The sequence below is a fragment of the Cryobacterium adonitolivorans genome, from assembly GCF_004402695.1.
GTDB lineage: Bacteria > Actinomycetota > Actinomycetes > Actinomycetales > Microbacteriaceae > Cryobacterium > Cryobacterium adonitolivorans.
The window spans coordinates 1-15,768 of sequence record NZ_SOFL01000023.1; the positions used below are offsets into that span (position 1 = coordinate 1).

Consider the following 15,768-nt stretch of genomic DNA (forward strand, 5'->3'; position numbering starts at 1 on the left):
CCCAGAACAAGTTCTCGCGATCCTTCAACACCACTCTCGACGCCATCAACAACACCTCACTCATACGGTGTTGCTACGACCCCTTGAAGCCGCCCATGGGATACGAGACATCAACGTCATGAACCACTCTGACGATTCCGCTGTGCCGGTCGCGTCGAAACGCTCAAGAGACCACGGTACTTGGGGCATTTGGAATCGAACAGTGCGGCCCGGACATTGTTTAATGGGCCGACAATCTCGGTAGGGTGGCCGACCGGCTACTGAGACAGGTCAAAAGTTCCTTCGTTGCCATTCGTTCGAGCATCCTGGTTGCCCGGGGCTTGTTCGATCGGGTTCCTGCCGCTACTGGAGCTATACGACTCGGCTCGGTAACGTACAACGCATGGCCATCAAATTTGAGAATGTCGGTATAGCCGTTCGCGACCTCGAAGCTACCATTTCTTTTTTCACTGACCTCGGTCTCACGGTTGTCGGCCGTGACACGGTCAGTGGCGAGTGGACCGACACCGCCGTCGGCCTTGACGGCAATCACACCAACATAGCGATGCTCCAAACGCCAGACGGTCACGGTCGCCTTGAGCTCTTCGAGTACATTCACCCCGAGGCGATCGAGTCGGAGCCCACTCGTCCAAATGAGATTGGCATGCACCGCGTCGCGTTCTCAGTCGACGACATGGACAAAGCCTTGGAGATAGCCGCGAGGCACGGCTGCCGTCCGCTTCGGGGCGTGGCGTGGCGACCTATAGGGACGTCTACAAGCTCACCTACGTCCGCGGTCCCAGCGGCATCATCGTGATGCTCGCCGAGGAACTCAAGAAAAACTGAGGACCGATCGGCACAGTTCAGCGTGTGGTGCTAGGCCCCAGGGCTTCAAGTCTGCCCGCTGGGCTCATAGTGACGTTAATCTTGAACGCCGCTTTGGTTCTTGTGGGTCTCGATTTTCAGCTCGCTGTTTAGATCGACTGCGGCGGGCCGCAGCGGCGGCCGCTCGGGCTGCCGGACAAGCTGCGAGCGTCGCTCACATGGGCGCGCACGTTCTCGGTGCTGCCGCGACGAGGGAGCCGTAGTCCGCCAGTATCGGGACTGGTTTGGTGCCCATGCGGTGGGCGTACTACACGTAGGCCCTGCGAGCTAAGTCAGACAGGGCGCCGGCTTCGCCCGGTTCCGCAGCTCGGATTGTGACCAACATCGATAGTCCTACCACATGCTGCCCAGGGGCGTCGTTCACGGTGAGACGCTGGCGTGGCCCCATGTTGAACACTCGTCCCGCGAGCGGATCCTCGACCGGACCGCTTGCCCGAGTTGGTGCTTGTTCTAAGTGGCGTCGTGAGTGGCGAGCAGCGCCAGGGCATCGTGTGGCGCACGCAGACGAATGTCGGCGGGAGCGTCCCGTTGATACAGGTGCCCCCATGTGGCTGCCGCGCCGCGCGCGCCGGCGGACCGGGCGGCTTGGAGATCGGTGGGTGCATCGCCGATGTAGACGACGTCTTCTGGTGCGACCGACAATCGTTTCGCAGCTTCCAGGACGCCATCGGGAGCGGGCTTCGGGCGCGCGACGTGATCGCCGCCGACCAGGATGTCGAACTGGATGCCTGCTGAGGCGAGCAGCGTCCGTGCCGCACGACTGCTGGCGCCCGTGAAGATAACGACCGGCAGTCCGCGCTGCCGAAGCGTGTCAAGTGTCTCCAGCACGCCGTCGTAGGGCGCGACACTGCCTTCGAGTAGCCGGTCATAGTAGAGGTCGATCTCGCGATCCTCGAGGGGCCGACCGACCAGGTGCTGGAGCATCACCTCAGGCACACCCAGCGAGTACGCCGCGACAACTTTTTCCCGATCGACGCCATCGACCCCGAGCTCGCGGACTGTCTCCACGAACGCGTCCGGCACCACCTCCGTGGAATCGAGCAGCGTTCCATCCATGTCCCACACCAGTCGCGTCATGGGGACAGCTTAAGGGAGGAGGTGGCGCCGCTGTCCGGGCAGGGAAGGTCTACTGGACGTGTCTAGTGCGCTCTTCCTGAGCGGCTACAAGGCGACCCACCTCTACGCCGTCGAGCTGTCGGGCCGTGCTTTGATCGAGGGTGCTCACGCGCACGTACCTGAATCGCTGACCTGTCATGTGCCCACCGCCCGATCTGTCAGATTGAACTCCAAGAGCCGGACAAGAGTGGTGTCAACAAATGCAAATTCGATTCCAACTGGACGAGTTTCGCTGCGCAATCTGACGTCAAGCTGGCGTGTACCCCAAATTGGCACACTTTGCTCCCTTGTAGCGTTCTGCTTTCGGCAATGAGCTCGAGCACAATGCCAAGGCGGAAACCATTGGGAGCCACATCGCACTCCCGACCTGCTCGAAAACGATCGTTATGGAGCAGGTCGGGATGCTGATCAGATTCCCGCAGGATTCCGCCGAGTCGATGTGCTCGAAACTCGTTGCCGACATAAGACAGTGTCGGGGTAAGGGCGGGCAGGCCCGGGAGCTATTGGCCTGATGTTGATGCTGCCGCTGCGGTGGCTATCCATAGGACTGTCGTGATCACGGAGATACCGAGCGTGACGTACCCCGGAATGAGCCCTGTGAGTGAGGCGTCGCGTCCGATGCCGCCGAGGCGGGTTGCGGTTCGGGATCCAACGTGGCCGAAGATCACGGCGAGCACTGCGAGCAGGAAGGCCAAAAACATCATGAACAGCTCGAGGATCGGGATCGGTATCCAGATCCCAGTAACGATGGCGACTATGCCGAGAACAAGTGAGGTTATGGCCATGCCGTTGGTGGGCGGCCTGACGACCTGCTGATAGATGATCTGCTGCTGCGGGTAAGAGGACCTCTGTGGTCACTCATTTCTTTTGTAGGGGAGTGCGCTCGGACGCGTCCGTCGTCATTGGTCTCCGTTCACAGCCAACGTGTTGCCATTTTCTGGGCATCAAAGCCGTTCTCCCGCACCGGGTTCCACGATTGGCAATACCGCGTCCTTGAGGCATACGTGCCTGTTCCTGCTCTTGACCGCGTCGACTACGCCAGCACCATAGAGAGATCAACAAGTTCTCCAGCGGGCTCGCGTGGCAGAGTCCGCCTTGTCGTCGGCGAAACGTTGAACGTCAACGGCGGTATGGTCACCCCAATCCCATCCATGGTGTGTCCAGAGAAAAGAGTAAGCACATGAGTCAAGAAGTGAATATCGCGGCCCAGCAGAAGTTTGGTGACGCCGTAAACAGCGGAGAACTTGACCTTCTCGACGACCTCGTGGCCGAAGACGCAGTCGACAACGACCCTGCCCCTGGTCAAGGCCCTGGCCCGGCAGGTTACAAAGCGTTCTATGGCAAGATGATTGCCGCTTTCCCCGACCTGCACATCGAAGTCGAGCGCCTCGTCGCAAACGATACTGACGTCGCGTTCGCCTACACCCTCACCGGCACCCACCAAGGCCCTCTCATGAGCCACTCCGCTAGCGGGAAAACGATGTCTGTTCGTGGCGTGCAAATCAGCCGGTTCGAGAACGGGAAACTCGTCGAGCGGTGGGGCAGCAGCGACGAACAGGGCATGCTCGAACAACTCGGCTTGGCACCGTAACCTGCGAGAACTGGCGTCCCTAATCAGAAGGCGTAGGCCAGGGGATGACCTTGCCGAACGCGGCCAGCGTGAGGTCTGGGACATCGCCGAAGTGCGAGCCAAACACCGGCGGTTTCAGGAATTTTGACCCTGACGCGAAAGCCACTTGCCGCGGTTGAAGCTCTCATCCGCCTCTCGCGGACCGTCGGTGTCTCGAAACCGTTGTGACTCATATCCCATGCGATACAAGACACTGACCTCGCTCTAAACCGGCGCCGGCAATCAGTTCGATGCGCCAAATAGCGATCACAGAACGCCGCCACAAAGCGCTAGCAGTCACAGATTTTTGGACAGATGATGACTGCGGAAATTCAAGCGTGGATTTTAGTCGCGTCGACCTGTTGCTAATCGATCGTTTCCGGCAGAGACATGACCACGAAGTCAGGCTGGCCGGTATCCTCGTCGCTTCACGGATCTGATCTCGACCCCGGCGGAGCCGGGAGGGCGTTAAAACGGGCAGTCTCGTTGCGGCCCCGAACCGGGGGCCGCAACGAGGGGCTCCCCACGTGGGCTGCGGGCCAGTATTCCGTTCGGAAGAGCTGGACGCCATCCTCAACGAGCGTCGCTCCTCCTGGCCGGTCTCATCGCACGTGCACAAATTGACTGGCGTTGCCGGAGGCCAACGGTCGCGTTTTATCTCGCCCCTGTTCAGTTCGGGGCTGCACCTATTTCTGTGCGTGCGTGGTCCTGCCGCTGCAGCCAGCTCAAGATCGCGTGATTGAGCTCGGTCGGCTTCTCTTGCTGGATCCAATGCCCGCAGTCCAGATTGACGACTTCCACCTTGGGCACGAACTCTGCGAGTCTCTCGGATTTCTGGACCATGTCCCGGTCGCCATAGATCATGAGCGCGGGCTGGTGGATGATCGGGTCCATATCGGCCAGAAGGTGCCAGTTGCGGTCAAGGTTCCTGTACCAATTCACGCTACCTGTGAACCCCGACGTTTCGAACGCGGACACAAGAACGGCCAGTTCGTCGTCGCTCATGACGGGATCACCGAGTGGTGTTTCCGCTCGGGCGAGATCGATCAGCGCCATACCCGGCTCAGGCTCCCGGGATGGCTCGTTCTTGCGGTACAGATTGCGAAGGAACTGGAAGGTGTTCTCGTCGAACACGGCGTCCGCAACGCCGGGCTGTCGATTGAAGTGGACAAAGTAGAAGTCACCGCCGAGCACGGCTTCCATAAACACGATCCACGGAATCTCTCCGCGCTCCTGATAGGGCAGGCTCATGTTGATTACCTTGTCCACACGGTCCGGGTGCAGCAGGGTCAGCCCCCAGACGACGTTTGCGCCCCAGTCGTGACCGACGAAGGTGGCGTTGTCGTATCCGTAGTGGTCAAGAAGTGCGACAAGGTCGCCCGACAGGTGCTCGATGTCGTAGGCGGTCACGTCAGTCGGCCGCGAGGAGTTGCCGTAACCACGTTGGTTCGGGACGATGACGTGGTAGCCCGCGGCGACGAGGGCAGGCACCTGATGGCGCCAGACGGAAGCATGCCCGGGCCATCCGTGGCACAACACAATGGGGTTCCCGGCGTTCTCTCGTCCTGCCTCGAAGACTTCGAGTTCAATGCCGTTGACGGGAATGCGGGTGGATTCGGGAAAATCGAACGGATACACGGATGCTCCTCTGAGATCGGTGCCGATCGCGTACATGGATCGGCGGTTGCTCAGACCTTATGGAGCATTCTGGACACCGGATGTCCTAGATCGTTGGCAAGCTGAAGTCATGCGAACCGATCCCACAGGTAGAGCACTGCAGCTGTTGTCGCTTCTGCAGACCCATCGTTTCTGGCCCTGTGCCGAACTTGCGGCTCGGCTCGAGGTCACAGAAAGAACGGTGCGCCGTGACCTCGACCGTCTACGCGAGCTCGGTTATCCGGTCGATTCCACCTCGGGGAAGTACGGCGGCTACCGGCTCGCGACAGGGACGCACGTGCCGCCCCTGGTCCTCGACGACGACGAGGCAGTCGCGGTGGCGATTGGATTGCGCTACGCCGCCGAGGCCGCCATCAGCGGCATTGAAGAGACTTCACTGCGCGCGCTGACGAAAATCGAAACGCTCCTGCCCCATCGGCTGCGCCGCCGTGTCTCGGCGCTGCATTCGAGCGTCACCTCGATGCGGCGGGCAATCGACGACGACATCATCCACCCCGAATCGCTGAGCGTGTTCGCCGCGGCATGTCGCGACCATGAGCACGTGCGGTTCGACTACCAGCGAAACGATGACGAGAGCAGCAGGCGACACGTCGAGCCACACCAGCTCGTAACGGCCGGACGTCGTTGGTATCTCGTGGCGTGGGACGGACATCGCGGCGACTGGCGAACGTTCCGACTGGACCGGATGCTGGAACCGCGGCCGGTCGGCAGTCACTTCACGCCACGAGAGATTCCGGGCGGAGATGCGGCGGACTTCGTCCTGAACTCAATCGGCTTCACAGCTCGCCACCTCGATGCGAAACTCGTCATCCACGCAACATTCGGGGAGCTCGAGGGTGTTCTCCGGTGGGCCGACCACACGTTGATAGCGGTGGAAGCAGACCGCTGCGTCGTCCAGATCCGCAGCGAAGACATTGGGCGGCTCGCGATGACGGTTGCCGAGATCGCGCTAGCCGCTCCGGTGACAGTCATCGAGCCGGCTGAGCTCGCCGACACGATGGGGCGGCTCGCCGTTCACCTCACAGACCGGGAGCAAGAGGCGTGAACCCCTCGGAACCACACCATTCAGCCAGGGATATAAGACACGAGAAGCCGTGCTCGAGCTCGTGAGTATGACGCCCCGTCATCGGGCCAAATATCCGTCGAGGCAAACGGGCACGTCGCGATCCAGCAGCGTCAGAATCGCCTGGCTCCGGGCCAATGCCCGTGTAGGGTGCGGCTTGCGGGCTCTGAGCCGGAGGATGTCGGAGGCTCTCCGTTGTGCCAGGGACGCCGAACTCAAGGCTGGACGAGTCCGCTAATCTTCCATCCTGTGACTGATTTCCAGCGTGCAGAGCAGCATCATCGACCGCGACTCCTTCTACGTCGCAGTTTCAAGCAGAAAATGAGGGGCAGAGGTGAGTGAACGAATTGAGGTGCACGCCGAATCGCATATCGTGGAATTCCTGAACTGCAGACTGCCTCTGCCCCCTCACAGTCCAAACTTAGATAGCACAAGCCTCATCCGGGAGGGGTTCGAGTACCCGGAACTTCATACGGGGGTGTGGTCCGGACCTGTTGGCGTCACAGTCGAGAGTCGGTCAGGTCGACCGGAAGAAGTCGATGAGTCGTGGCAGGACATCGCGGAATTCTCGGCCATCGTCGACGACGGCCCACTCGTTCTCTGCGGGTTCTCTGAGATGCCGATGCCGGACTGGCCACGGCTTGACGGCTTCGGCCCCGGCATCTACCGGATCCGTGTTCATGCTCGCGGTCGAGACATTGCCGACTACGCTGCGGTATTGGAAGCGACCGAGGAGTACCTGATCGTCAGCTGGCTGGAAAAGGCGAGCCCTGCTTCGCTGATCGCGCTCGCGTCGCAGGCCGGCAAGTCGTGGATCGTCGCCGCAGAGGCACGCCCATTTAGCTCGTTCGCCGGCGGAATGCATGCTGGAACTGTGCCATCGTCACCCGCTCCCACCGGCTCTCAGCCTCCGACTCCATTGGTCATCAGGTCTTACCCTGAGCAAGATCCCGGCTAAACGGGCGGCAGCTGAGCCACAACCGGCAAAATCCGCACATGTTGGTTTTATGACAACAGAAGCAACATCAACCCCTAAATGGCTTCCGGACGCCGAGCCGTTCAAGGGTTTTCTGTTGGGCGGTCAGGTCTTGTTCGTTGTGGATACGCGTGCGTAAACACGCCCCACCGCTTTGAGGAATTTTGTCAGGGAAGGGAACGACACCCTCACCAACCGCCGCGCGTCGGCGTATGTGCCTTCCGGGCGTCGTCGGGCATTGCCATTTCGGCCCGCAAGCCTAGGAGTCGGATCGGACGGCCCGCTTCGATTCCTGCTGCGAGGTCCAAGGCCCGGGCGAGGATTTCGGTCGTGTCGGATGTGTCGGGGATCTTCCTCGCACGAGTGTGGGTGACAAACGGCGCGTAACGAACCTTGAGGGTCAGCCCGATGACGGGCCGCCCTTCGGCCAGAACATCCTCGAGGACACGCGCTGTCAGCTCCCTCACGGCCTCGTCCACCTGGGCGGGGTCGGTCAGGTCGCGCTGGAAGGTGGTCTCTCGGCTATGCCCGCGGGCAACCCACGGGGTGTCGTCGACAACGCTGGCGCCGTACCCGCGTCCGAGCTCCGCGTACCAAGGACCCATCTTGGGTCCGAACTCCGGGACCAGGTCCTGGGGGTCGGTCGCGGCGAGCTCGGCGACGGTGTTGATGCCGAGTTTGGTCAGCCGGCCCGACACTTTGGTTCCCACGCCCCACAGATCCCTGGTGGGCCGACTGCCCATCACGTCGAGCCAGTTCCCCACCGTTAGACGGAAGACTCCGGCCGGCTTTGCAAAACCGGTGGCGACCTTCGCTCTCACCACGGTGTCGCCGATGCCCACACTGCAGTGCAGCTGGTTACGCTCCAAAACAGCGGCCTGCACCTGACGGGCGTAGGCTTCCGGATTCTCTGTCTCAGTGCCAACAAAGGCTTCATCCCACCCCAGCACCTGCACGATGGCGCCGGGCTGCGCACGCAGGGTCGCCATCACCGTTTCTGACGCCGCGAGGTAGGCCTCCTGATCGACGGGGAGGATCACGGCGTCGGGCACCTTCCGGGCCGCAATGCGTAGGGGCATTCCGGAACCCACGCCGAACGCCCTGGCTTCGTAGGATGCGGTCGACACCACAGCTCGTTCCGTGGGGTCGCCCCGACCGCCGACAATAATCGGCCTGCCCGCAAGCTCCGGCCGCCGGAGCACTTCGACCGCCGCGATGAACTGGTCAAGATCGACGTGCAGCACCCACCAGATTCCGCTCACGCCACCAGTCTGCCCCAAACGCCCCTGGCAAGCATCGGCTCTCCACGCTTGAGATCAATCAGGCCGTTGGTGGGCATGTGGCCGATGAACTATCGCGCGCCTATCGGGCACAACGAGAGTTCCCTCGACCGGTCAGTTCTTCTTTAGCTTCTCGGCGAGCATCACGATGATGCCGCTGGGACCGCGGACGTAGGTGAGTTTGTAGACGTCTTCATATGTCGCGACACCGCGAAGCTGAAAGCACCCGTGCGTCGCGGCGATCTCAAGGGCCTTGTCGATGCTGTCGACGGAGAAGGCGACGCGGTGCATGCCGATCTCATTGGGACGAGTGGGCTCCGACTCGATCCCTTCGGGATGGATGTACTCGAAGAGCTCAAGGTGACCGTGACCGTCTGGCGTCTGGAGCATCGAGATGTTGGCGTGGTTGCCGTCAAGGCCGACAGCAGTGTCGGTCCACTCACCACGAACTGAGTCACGCCCAACGACTGTGAGACCGAGGTCCGTGAAGAAGGAGATCGTTGCTTCGAGGTCGCGAACGGCAATGCCGACATTCTCAAGCTTGATGGACATGGCGGTCGCAATCTGCGTTGCATGACGGGCATCGAACTCGAAGTGCCTCGTACCCTACTCGCCTCATAATATATACGTTTTGAGGCACCGAGATTGCGGGACATCCTGAGGTTTCTCCGTCTGGACGGGTCAAGCCGATTGCTCCATCTTGGTGAGGCGGGTCGATCGCGCCTCCTATGTCGATGTAGTTGGGTGGCTGGTGACGCTGGGGAACGTCCAGCTGCCGTCGATCACTTTGGGGTGCGGGCGGTACGCCGGACTGTGTAATTCCAGCCCTCCATAATGGGCCGCCGAAATCTTGCGCTGACGAGTGACTTCGGTGTCAGGCGTGACACATCCGCTTTGAGCAACGTCTATGAGTAGATACGCCGGACCGCCTGTGGTGGAGGCGCCACGAAACGAAGGTTCACTATGGACGTCATCACCTTGGCCGGGCGCTCTCCTCAGGCCTCAGACGCCGGGGCGCCGCGCCTGCGCGGACGCTACCGGTTGCAGGAACTGATAGGTCGAGGCGGCGCGGGGTCTGTCTACCGCGCCCACGACGAATCACTGGGTCGCGACGTCGCGGTGAAGGTCTTCGAGGCGTCCGCGACAAGCGAAAAGGACGTCCGTCGCCAGGAAGACGAGGTGAACCTCCTGGCGGGCCTGAGCCACCACAGCCTCGTAACCCTGCTGGATGCGGGCGTCGACCGCACGGATGCGGCCCGGCCGCGTGTCTACTTCGTCATGGAGCTCGTCACAGGCGCCGACCTCAAGGTCCAGCTCGAGGGAGGCCCTCTCACCGCTCGTCAGACAGCGCAAATCGGCTTCGACCTGGCCGAAGGCCTGCAGTACATTCACCATCGGGGTGTCGTGCATCGGGACGTCAAGCCGGCCAACATCCTGCTAGTCCGCTACAGCCACGGCGGCGCACGGTACCGGGCGAAGCTGACCGATTTTGGCATTGCCCTGGTCGGTGCCATCGAGCGTCGCGACACGGACAACGTGACGACGGGCACGGCCGCCTACCTCAGCCCCGAACAGGCGCGGGGACAGACGCTGGGGTCGGCCAGCGACATCTACTCTTTGGGGCTCGTTCTCCTCGAGTGCTTCACCCGAACCATCGCGTTTCCCGGTGACCCGATCCCGTCGGCCCTGGGCCGACTCCGAAGCGATCCGCACATTCCGCCGGGCATCACCCCGGAATGGAGCGCCCTGCTGGCGGCCATGACCTCTCGCGACCCGAAGGACCGTCCCTCCATCGACGATCTGGTCGTGGCGTTTCGCCAGATGATTGCTGCCGAGACCGGCCGGCACAGGGATGTTGTGGCCCATCCCGAGCCGTCGACCGAGGAATCCCGGTTGCGCGCGGTCGCGCGCTATCGGCTCCCGGAGGCGCCGGTCGACGGGGCCTTCGACCGCGTCACGGCTATTGCCGCCCGCGTGTTCTCCGTTCCGATCGCGCTCGTCACGATTGTCGATCACGATCGGATCTGGTTCACGTCCCACCATGGTCTCGAGATCGACCACATTGACAGGCACCCCGGGCTCTGCGCTTCGGCCATCCTGGATGACGTGCCCTGGGTCGTCGAGGATGCCCGGTTCGACCCACGGACGCTGGCCAACCCCCTCGTCGCCGGCGATTTCGGCCTTCAGTTCTACGCCGGGGTGCCGTTGCGCACGCGCGACGGACACAACCTCGGCACGCTGTGCGTGTTCGACTTCGAACCGCGCCTGGCGTCGGAGGCGGAACTCGCCACCCTCAGCGACCTCGCCGCGATGGTCATGAGCGAAATGGAACTGCGCCTGCAGAGCCGGCGATCCAAGACCGCGCTGGAGAGCGCTCCTCCGGCTCCGAGCTGATTGGACGAACCGCCCGGCGCAGCAACCACGGTCTCAAGCGGCGTTCGTGGATCGAAGCATCCCCACGATCGCGGCCACTGCATCGACTTCGTCCGTGCCGTCAGCGAGAACTTCAATGTCGGCACCGACATGGAGGCCCAATGCGAGTACGGCCACAATGCTGCGCAGGCTGGCGATTTCCTCACCGCGCCTCAGGAAGACGCTGCTGCTGAACCGGCTTGCTGTCTGGTGCAAACGATGTGCGATTGCCGCGTGGACACCATGCGGAAGCCGCACGGTCGCCTGTTCCCTGAACACGGCGGCTCTATACCTGGATGGTGATGACACTGCCGACGTGCAATTTTGGCGGCGTTGCTGCCTCGACGTAGACCGAGCCGTGCATGCGGGCCTCGGTGGCGCCGTTGAAGACGACGGTGATGTGGCCCAGACCGTCCAGGTTCTGCCGGGCAACTTCCCCTACCGCGGTGATCGTGAACAGTTCCTCATCCAGGCTCAGGTGCTGGCCGGGTTCGATAGCCGCGGTCGACGCATTGACGTCGACGATATAGCAATAGTCCTTCAGAGCCGCCGGGGCCCCCTGGCCGAAGAGAATGAACATTCCTTCGCCGAGAAAGGATTCGACCTCGTCGCCGATTTCACCGACGGTGGTTTGGTAAATGACTGACATGACTGCTTCTTTCCGTTCGGAAGATCGAGGGTGTTGCGCGTCGCACAATGCGACAATCGGTGAGGCGCTCACTCAGAGTGAGAGCCTCACCGGTTGGCCTTTAGACGTAGAGTCCGATGCTGGCCAGCCAGGCCAGAGCGACCCGAGGCGCACCAGTGATGAACCTGGAGTACAGGACAGACGGAACGCCGACTTCCACGGTCTCGGGCTCTGCCTCGGCAAGTCCCAGCCCGACGGGAATGAAGTCGCAGGCGTTCTGGGTGTTGATGGCGAACAGGGCCGGCAGCGCGAGACTCGGCGGGATGTTGCCCTTGCCGATCTCGACACCGATGAGCGTACCGATGACCTGTCCGATGACCCCGCCCGGGCCCAGGAGCGGTGAGAGGAACGGCAGGGAACAGATGAAGCCCAGGAGGATGAGCCCGAGGCCGCTCCCGGCAAGGGGAGCCAGGAACCCGGAGAACCAGTTCCCGAAGCCGGAGCCTTGAATGATTCCGATCAGCATGGCGACGAACGCCATGAATGGGATGATCGTGTGCAACATGGTCTGCACCGCGTCTCGGGCAGCCTGGTAGAACGTGTTCACCACCTTGCCGGCACCGAGCCCGATCTTTTGCACGAACGACTGGTTGGGCCGTGCGGCGAGCGTCTCGGAGATCTTCTTGTCGGTCGAGTACTTGTAGGTGCGCTCGGCCGGTTCCTCGCTCGCCCCCGTAGTCGGGCCGGATGCCGACGAAGCGACATTGGCGCCCACCGCGACGAGGCAGACGACCTGGTTCAGTCCTACAGCGGAGACGTAGATGTCCTCGTGGATATACTGCGCCAGCGGGCCAGAGCGTCCGGTCGGCATGATGTTGATCGTCGGGATGTGCTTCTTGGGATAGATCCCACAGCGCAGCGTTCCTCCGCAGTCGATGACCACGGCGAAGGTCTCGTCGTCGGGCACCGACGTCTTGAACCCATTGACCGGTTCAGCACCGGTGAGCTCGGCGATCTTGTCGACGATGTCCGGCTTCGCGCCGCCGCCGGTGATGTAGACGAGCTTGTTCTTCTTCTCGGTGGGGGTGATGGTGAGCGGGCCGCCGAATCCGCCGCTTCCCTTGTTGACCACAACTCCGTGATATTCGACCATGATGCTTCTCCTTAGCCCTGCACCGTAGCGGCGCTGTCCTGCGTGTGGACGACCTTGCTGAGTGTGACGCCCTGCTGCTTCGACACGATCTTGGTGGTGAGGTCGGTGACCCAGCCACTGAGGAAGTTGAGGACGAGGCCCACGAGCAGGTACCTGATGGCGAGCGGTCCGGCGTCCAGGCCGAGCTTCTGGATGCCGGCGGCGACGCCGAGCCAGATGAACAGTTCGCCCGGGTTGATGTGCGGGAAGACTCCGTTGCTGGTGTGGCAGAAGTGTGCCGCGCTGGCGAAGTAGCTCGGCTTGTAGCGCTCGGGCAGGAACCGACCGAGCGAGTGCACCATCGGGTTCGCGAGCAGGAATGAGCCGAGGAAGGGCAGCACCATGTACCGCATGAGCGGGTTGCCGCCGGCCTTGCCGGCAAAGGTGTTGATGCGCTCCTCACCGACCAACCGGATCAGCGAGTTCATTGCGATGAGCAACAGCAGAACCACCGGAACGATGGTCTGCATCCAACCGATGAAGGTCTCTGCTCCGGTCTCGAACAGGCCGATGAAAAGCTGTGCGCCTTGCACGAGAATGCCAAGAATATCCACAGCTCACTCCTTTCTCTTTGTAAAGACGGACTTGGTCTTCGTCGTCAGTTGGCCCAAAGGGCTTTCTGGCTGCGGGACGGTCCCCCCTGCCATGATCGTGATGTAGTTTTCACGTGCGTTTTCGGTTGCCGTGCGAACGCTCTTCGGCTGGCGCCGACAGTCGTCTGCGGACGTGGACCGAATGTTCTTGCCCTCGAACCCCGGTAGAACACGGAATTTCGAGAAAACGGTGACTCCGGAGATCCTTCGGCTATCGAGAATGCCGCCCGCGTCATCGACGCAGTGCATGACGATGGCCCCGGAGGAGAAAGCGCCTTTCTTGATGCCGATGGCCACCTTGCCTTTTCTTCGCAATTCGCTGTAGGCGGCGGTGAAGCTCTTCATCTGCAAAAGGGCAAGGCCCATTTGCAGCACATAGGCGACGCCGAGAGCGATCAAGATCAGCCAGAAATTCATCTCAGCTCCTCAGATTTGTGGGACAGCAGGGGCGTTCGTGCCATGTGAAAGAAGAGCTGCTCATAGGTCGAGAGCTGAGAAATCTGGTCGATTTCTGAACGGTTGCCGGCAAGCCGGATCACCTCGTCATAGATCTTGACGAGCATGGTGTCGTCGTAGTCCGACTTGTCGGGCAGACCCATCAGCAAAATGACTCGCACCCCGGTGTCCTCCGCGGCTCTGGGCACGACTCCCATGGCGAAGACGACCCGGGTGCCGAGCGCATTCGCCAGGTGGGGAAACGCCACGCGCTCGTCCAGCACCATGGTGGATTGCGCCTCCCGGGCGAGAAGGCGTTCTCGAAATCCGCTGTCGAGCGCCCCCTCCGCGACGAGCTGGTCGACCATCACCATCGTGTTGTCCAGATAGGACTTCTCCGGGAAGAGGGTGAAAAATCGGGAGCGGTCAAGAATGGAAACCAGCAGACTGTTCGCGCCGGCACCGACGGGGATGTCGACCTGATTGTCGTAGCGGAGCTGGTTGAGTTTGCGCAGGAATTCTCGATTGTCGAAGAACTCGCTTAGCTCGATAATGCTGGTCGAGGTCACGAGTTCGGACCGAGTCGTGACGACGAGATCAAAGCGGTCAAGAGCTTCGGTATCGGCGTCATTGAGTGAGAGGATCTGAAACTCGGTTCTCTCCGACATGAATTTCTGGAGCTGGGATTGGATCAGCCGGGCGGAAACCGGCCCGGACGCAACGACGATCGCGACCCGGTAGCGAGGTTCACTCTGGGCACTCTTCTCCTCCAGGAAGACCTGGAAGTAGGACGCGATGAAGCCCAGCTCGTCTTCGATGACGGTGAGTTCGGTCTCCTGCTCGATGACCCGCTTCGCGACCTCTGCCATGCGAAAGGCGACCGGATATTCGATCTCGATGTCGTGGAGTGAGCGATCCTTGAGATGCACGCGGTACCTCATTCGGTTCTGCATGAAGGTGATGTGATAGACGAACTCCTTCAACAGGGCGTCCGCGGGAACGTGCAGGTCCATCTCCGAATCGATCTGATCGAGGATCTTCTGAACCAGGGCCGCATTCTCAGACGTGGATGGGAATTGCTCTCGACCTCGTTCGTCCGCCGGGGTCCGCATGCCGGCGATTGGCAGCGCCAGAAAAATCGACTCCTCGGCGGGGATGGCGATCTGAATCCGGCGCCCTATGGCGTTGACAACCTTGTCGGCCAGCCCGAACGCCGGCGTGTTCTCCAGGCTCAGGTATTTGCTCGGCATAGCGGTCAGCGAACGTTCGGTCAGGACGCGATCGATCATCACCGTGAACCACCGTTTGAACGACTCCGTCGTTTCCGCGTCCAGGTAATACGCCGCCGCCGCATCCTCGATGACCTCGACGAAGTCATCGTCCAACGGGTAGTCGGAGTAAACCGTGTCAAACATGTTCTCGAGAACGAACAAACGAATCTGCAGTTCATCGCCCAGGAGATCGATGCCCACATTGGGGATGCCGGATATCTGCAGGGCATACGGCGAAAGATCCTTGTTGAGCCGGCTCAGATCCGCGACGACCGTGCTCCTACCGATGCTCATCTCCTCGACGAGATCATCGATGAGGGTCGGTGCGGTCTGGTTGATCAGCCGACGAACGATGTGCCCATAACGGTTGGCTGGGAGATTGAACGAATTCACGCTCTCGAAGATGCGCTCCCGAACCGAACCGAATGCGGCCGGATCCACGATGAGGAAACGATAGCGACCGCTCTCCAACTCGATCGTTCCCGACGAGTCGAGGAGCCGGTTGAGATCACGAATATCGTTCGTGATCGTTTTTGTCCCGACGCCGAAGTGACTCGCAAGAGCGTCGTTGGACGCCGACAGTCGGGTTTCCAGATATCTGATGATTTGTGCGGGTCTGCTGAGCTTGCGACGGTTGTCCACGTTGACCTTC

15 protein-coding genes and 1 pseudogene are annotated in these 15,768 nt (G+C 61.4%); 5 read left to right on the plus strand and 11 right to left on the minus strand.

Translation table 11 applies throughout. The annotated features are described in order from the left end of the window. Positions 1 to 382: 382 nt before the first annotated feature. Positions 383 to 825, plus strand: a pseudogene (locus E3O42_RS06710) (VOC family protein). 489 nt (positions 826 to 1,314) lie between these two features. On the opposite strand, the gene E3O42_RS06715 reads toward E3O42_RS06710, so the two are convergent. Together E3O42_RS06715 and E3O42_RS06725 are read right to left on the minus strand one after the other, a co-directional pair. Next, positions 1,315 to 1,941, minus strand: a complete 627-nt coding sequence (locus E3O42_RS06715) for an HAD family hydrolase (protein WP_134453208.1) — start codon at positions 1,939 to 1,941, stop codon at positions 1,315 to 1,317. Positions 1,942 to 2,480: 539 nt separating this feature from the next. Continuing rightward, positions 2,481 to 2,765, minus strand: a complete 285-nt coding sequence (locus E3O42_RS06725; protein WP_134453209.1) for a hypothetical protein — start codon at positions 2,763 to 2,765, stop codon at positions 2,481 to 2,483. A 395-nt stretch (positions 2,766 to 3,160) separates the two neighbouring features. Between E3O42_RS06725 and E3O42_RS06730 the strand changes: the two genes are divergently transcribed. Continuing rightward, on the plus strand, positions 3,161 to 3,571 hold the full coding sequence (locus E3O42_RS06730) for an ester cyclase (RefSeq protein WP_134453210.1): 411 nt from the start codon (positions 3,161 to 3,163) through the stop codon (positions 3,569 to 3,571). Positions 3,572 to 4,258: 687 nt separating this feature from the next. Here the strand turns inward: E3O42_RS06730 and E3O42_RS06735 are convergent. Then, positions 4,259 to 5,227: an alpha/beta fold hydrolase gene (locus E3O42_RS06735; RefSeq protein ID WP_241984685.1), complete on the minus strand. Its 969-nt coding sequence runs from the start codon at positions 5,225 to 5,227 to the stop codon at positions 4,259 to 4,261. Between the two features lie 109 nt (positions 5,228 to 5,336). On the opposite strand from E3O42_RS06735, the gene E3O42_RS06740 reads away from it, so the two are divergent. Both E3O42_RS06740 and E3O42_RS06745 read left to right on the plus strand, forming a co-directional pair. After that, positions 5,337 to 6,311 carry a helix-turn-helix transcriptional regulator gene (locus E3O42_RS06740; RefSeq protein WP_134453212.1) on the plus strand — a complete coding sequence of 325 codons (975 nt, stop codon included), beginning with the start codon at positions 5,337 to 5,339 and terminating at the stop codon, positions 6,309 to 6,311. 352 nt (positions 6,312 to 6,663) lie between these two features. Beyond that, positions 6,664 to 7,287, plus strand: a complete 624-nt coding sequence (locus E3O42_RS06745; protein ID WP_134453213.1) for a hypothetical protein — start codon at positions 6,664 to 6,666, stop codon at positions 7,285 to 7,287. Between the two features lie 206 nt (positions 7,288 to 7,493). On the opposite strand, the gene E3O42_RS06750 is transcribed toward E3O42_RS06745, so the two are convergent. Further along, positions 7,494 to 8,567, minus strand: a complete 1,074-nt coding sequence (locus E3O42_RS06750; protein ID WP_478213362.1) for a DNA polymerase IV — start codon at positions 8,565 to 8,567, stop codon at positions 7,494 to 7,496. A 132-nt stretch (positions 8,568 to 8,699) separates the two neighbouring features. Beyond that, on the minus strand, positions 8,700 to 9,137 hold the full coding sequence (locus E3O42_RS06755; protein WP_134453214.1) for a VOC family protein: 438 nt from the start codon (positions 9,135 to 9,137) through the stop codon (positions 8,700 to 8,702). 411 nt (positions 9,138 to 9,548) lie between these two features. Between E3O42_RS06755 and E3O42_RS06760 the strand changes: the two genes are divergently transcribed. Next, positions 9,549 to 10,979 carry a protein kinase domain-containing protein gene (locus E3O42_RS06760; RefSeq protein WP_134453215.1) on the plus strand — a complete coding sequence of 477 codons (1,431 nt, stop codon included), beginning with the start codon at positions 9,549 to 9,551 and terminating at the stop codon, positions 10,977 to 10,979. A gap of 33 nt (positions 10,980 to 11,012) precedes the next feature. Here E3O42_RS06760 and E3O42_RS06765 read toward each other — a convergent pair whose 3' ends face one another. Genes E3O42_RS06765 through E3O42_RS06790 form a run of 6 tightly spaced genes read right to left on the minus strand, consistent with a single transcriptional unit; the run spans position 11,013 to position 15,758 of the window. Continuing rightward, positions 11,013 to 11,276 (minus strand): HPr family phosphocarrier protein, encoded by a 264-nt coding sequence (locus E3O42_RS06765; RefSeq protein WP_166787915.1) that lies wholly within the window; start codon positions 11,274 to 11,276, stop codon positions 11,013 to 11,015. A 7-nt stretch (positions 11,277 to 11,283) separates the two neighbouring features. Then, a complete protein-coding gene (locus E3O42_RS06770) occupies positions 11,284 to 11,718 on the minus strand; it encodes a PTS glucitol/sorbitol transporter subunit IIA (RefSeq protein WP_198414081.1) in 435 nt (144 codons plus the stop codon). 28 nt (positions 11,719 to 11,746) lie between these two features. Continuing rightward, positions 11,747 to 12,778, minus strand: a complete 1,032-nt coding sequence (gene srlE / locus E3O42_RS06775) for a PTS glucitol/sorbitol transporter subunit IIB (RefSeq protein ID WP_134453217.1) — start codon at positions 12,776 to 12,778, stop codon at positions 11,747 to 11,749. Positions 12,779 to 12,789: 11 nt separating this feature from the next. After that, positions 12,790 to 13,371 (minus strand): PTS glucitol/sorbitol transporter subunit IIC, encoded by a 582-nt coding sequence (srlA, locus tag E3O42_RS06780; protein ID WP_134453218.1) that lies wholly within the window; start codon positions 13,369 to 13,371, stop codon positions 12,790 to 12,792. Between the two features lie 3 nt (positions 13,372 to 13,374). Continuing rightward, a complete protein-coding gene (locus E3O42_RS06785) occupies positions 13,375 to 13,827 on the minus strand; it encodes a transcriptional regulator GutM (RefSeq protein WP_134453219.1) in 453 nt (150 codons plus the stop codon). After that, entirely contained in the window at positions 13,824 to 15,758 is a 1,935-nt protein-coding gene (locus tag E3O42_RS06790) for a BglG family transcription antiterminator (protein WP_134453220.1), read from the minus strand. Before E3O42_RS06790 ends, E3O42_RS06785 begins: the two co-directional genes overlap by 4 nt. Positions 15,759 to 15,768 lie beyond the last annotated feature (10 nt).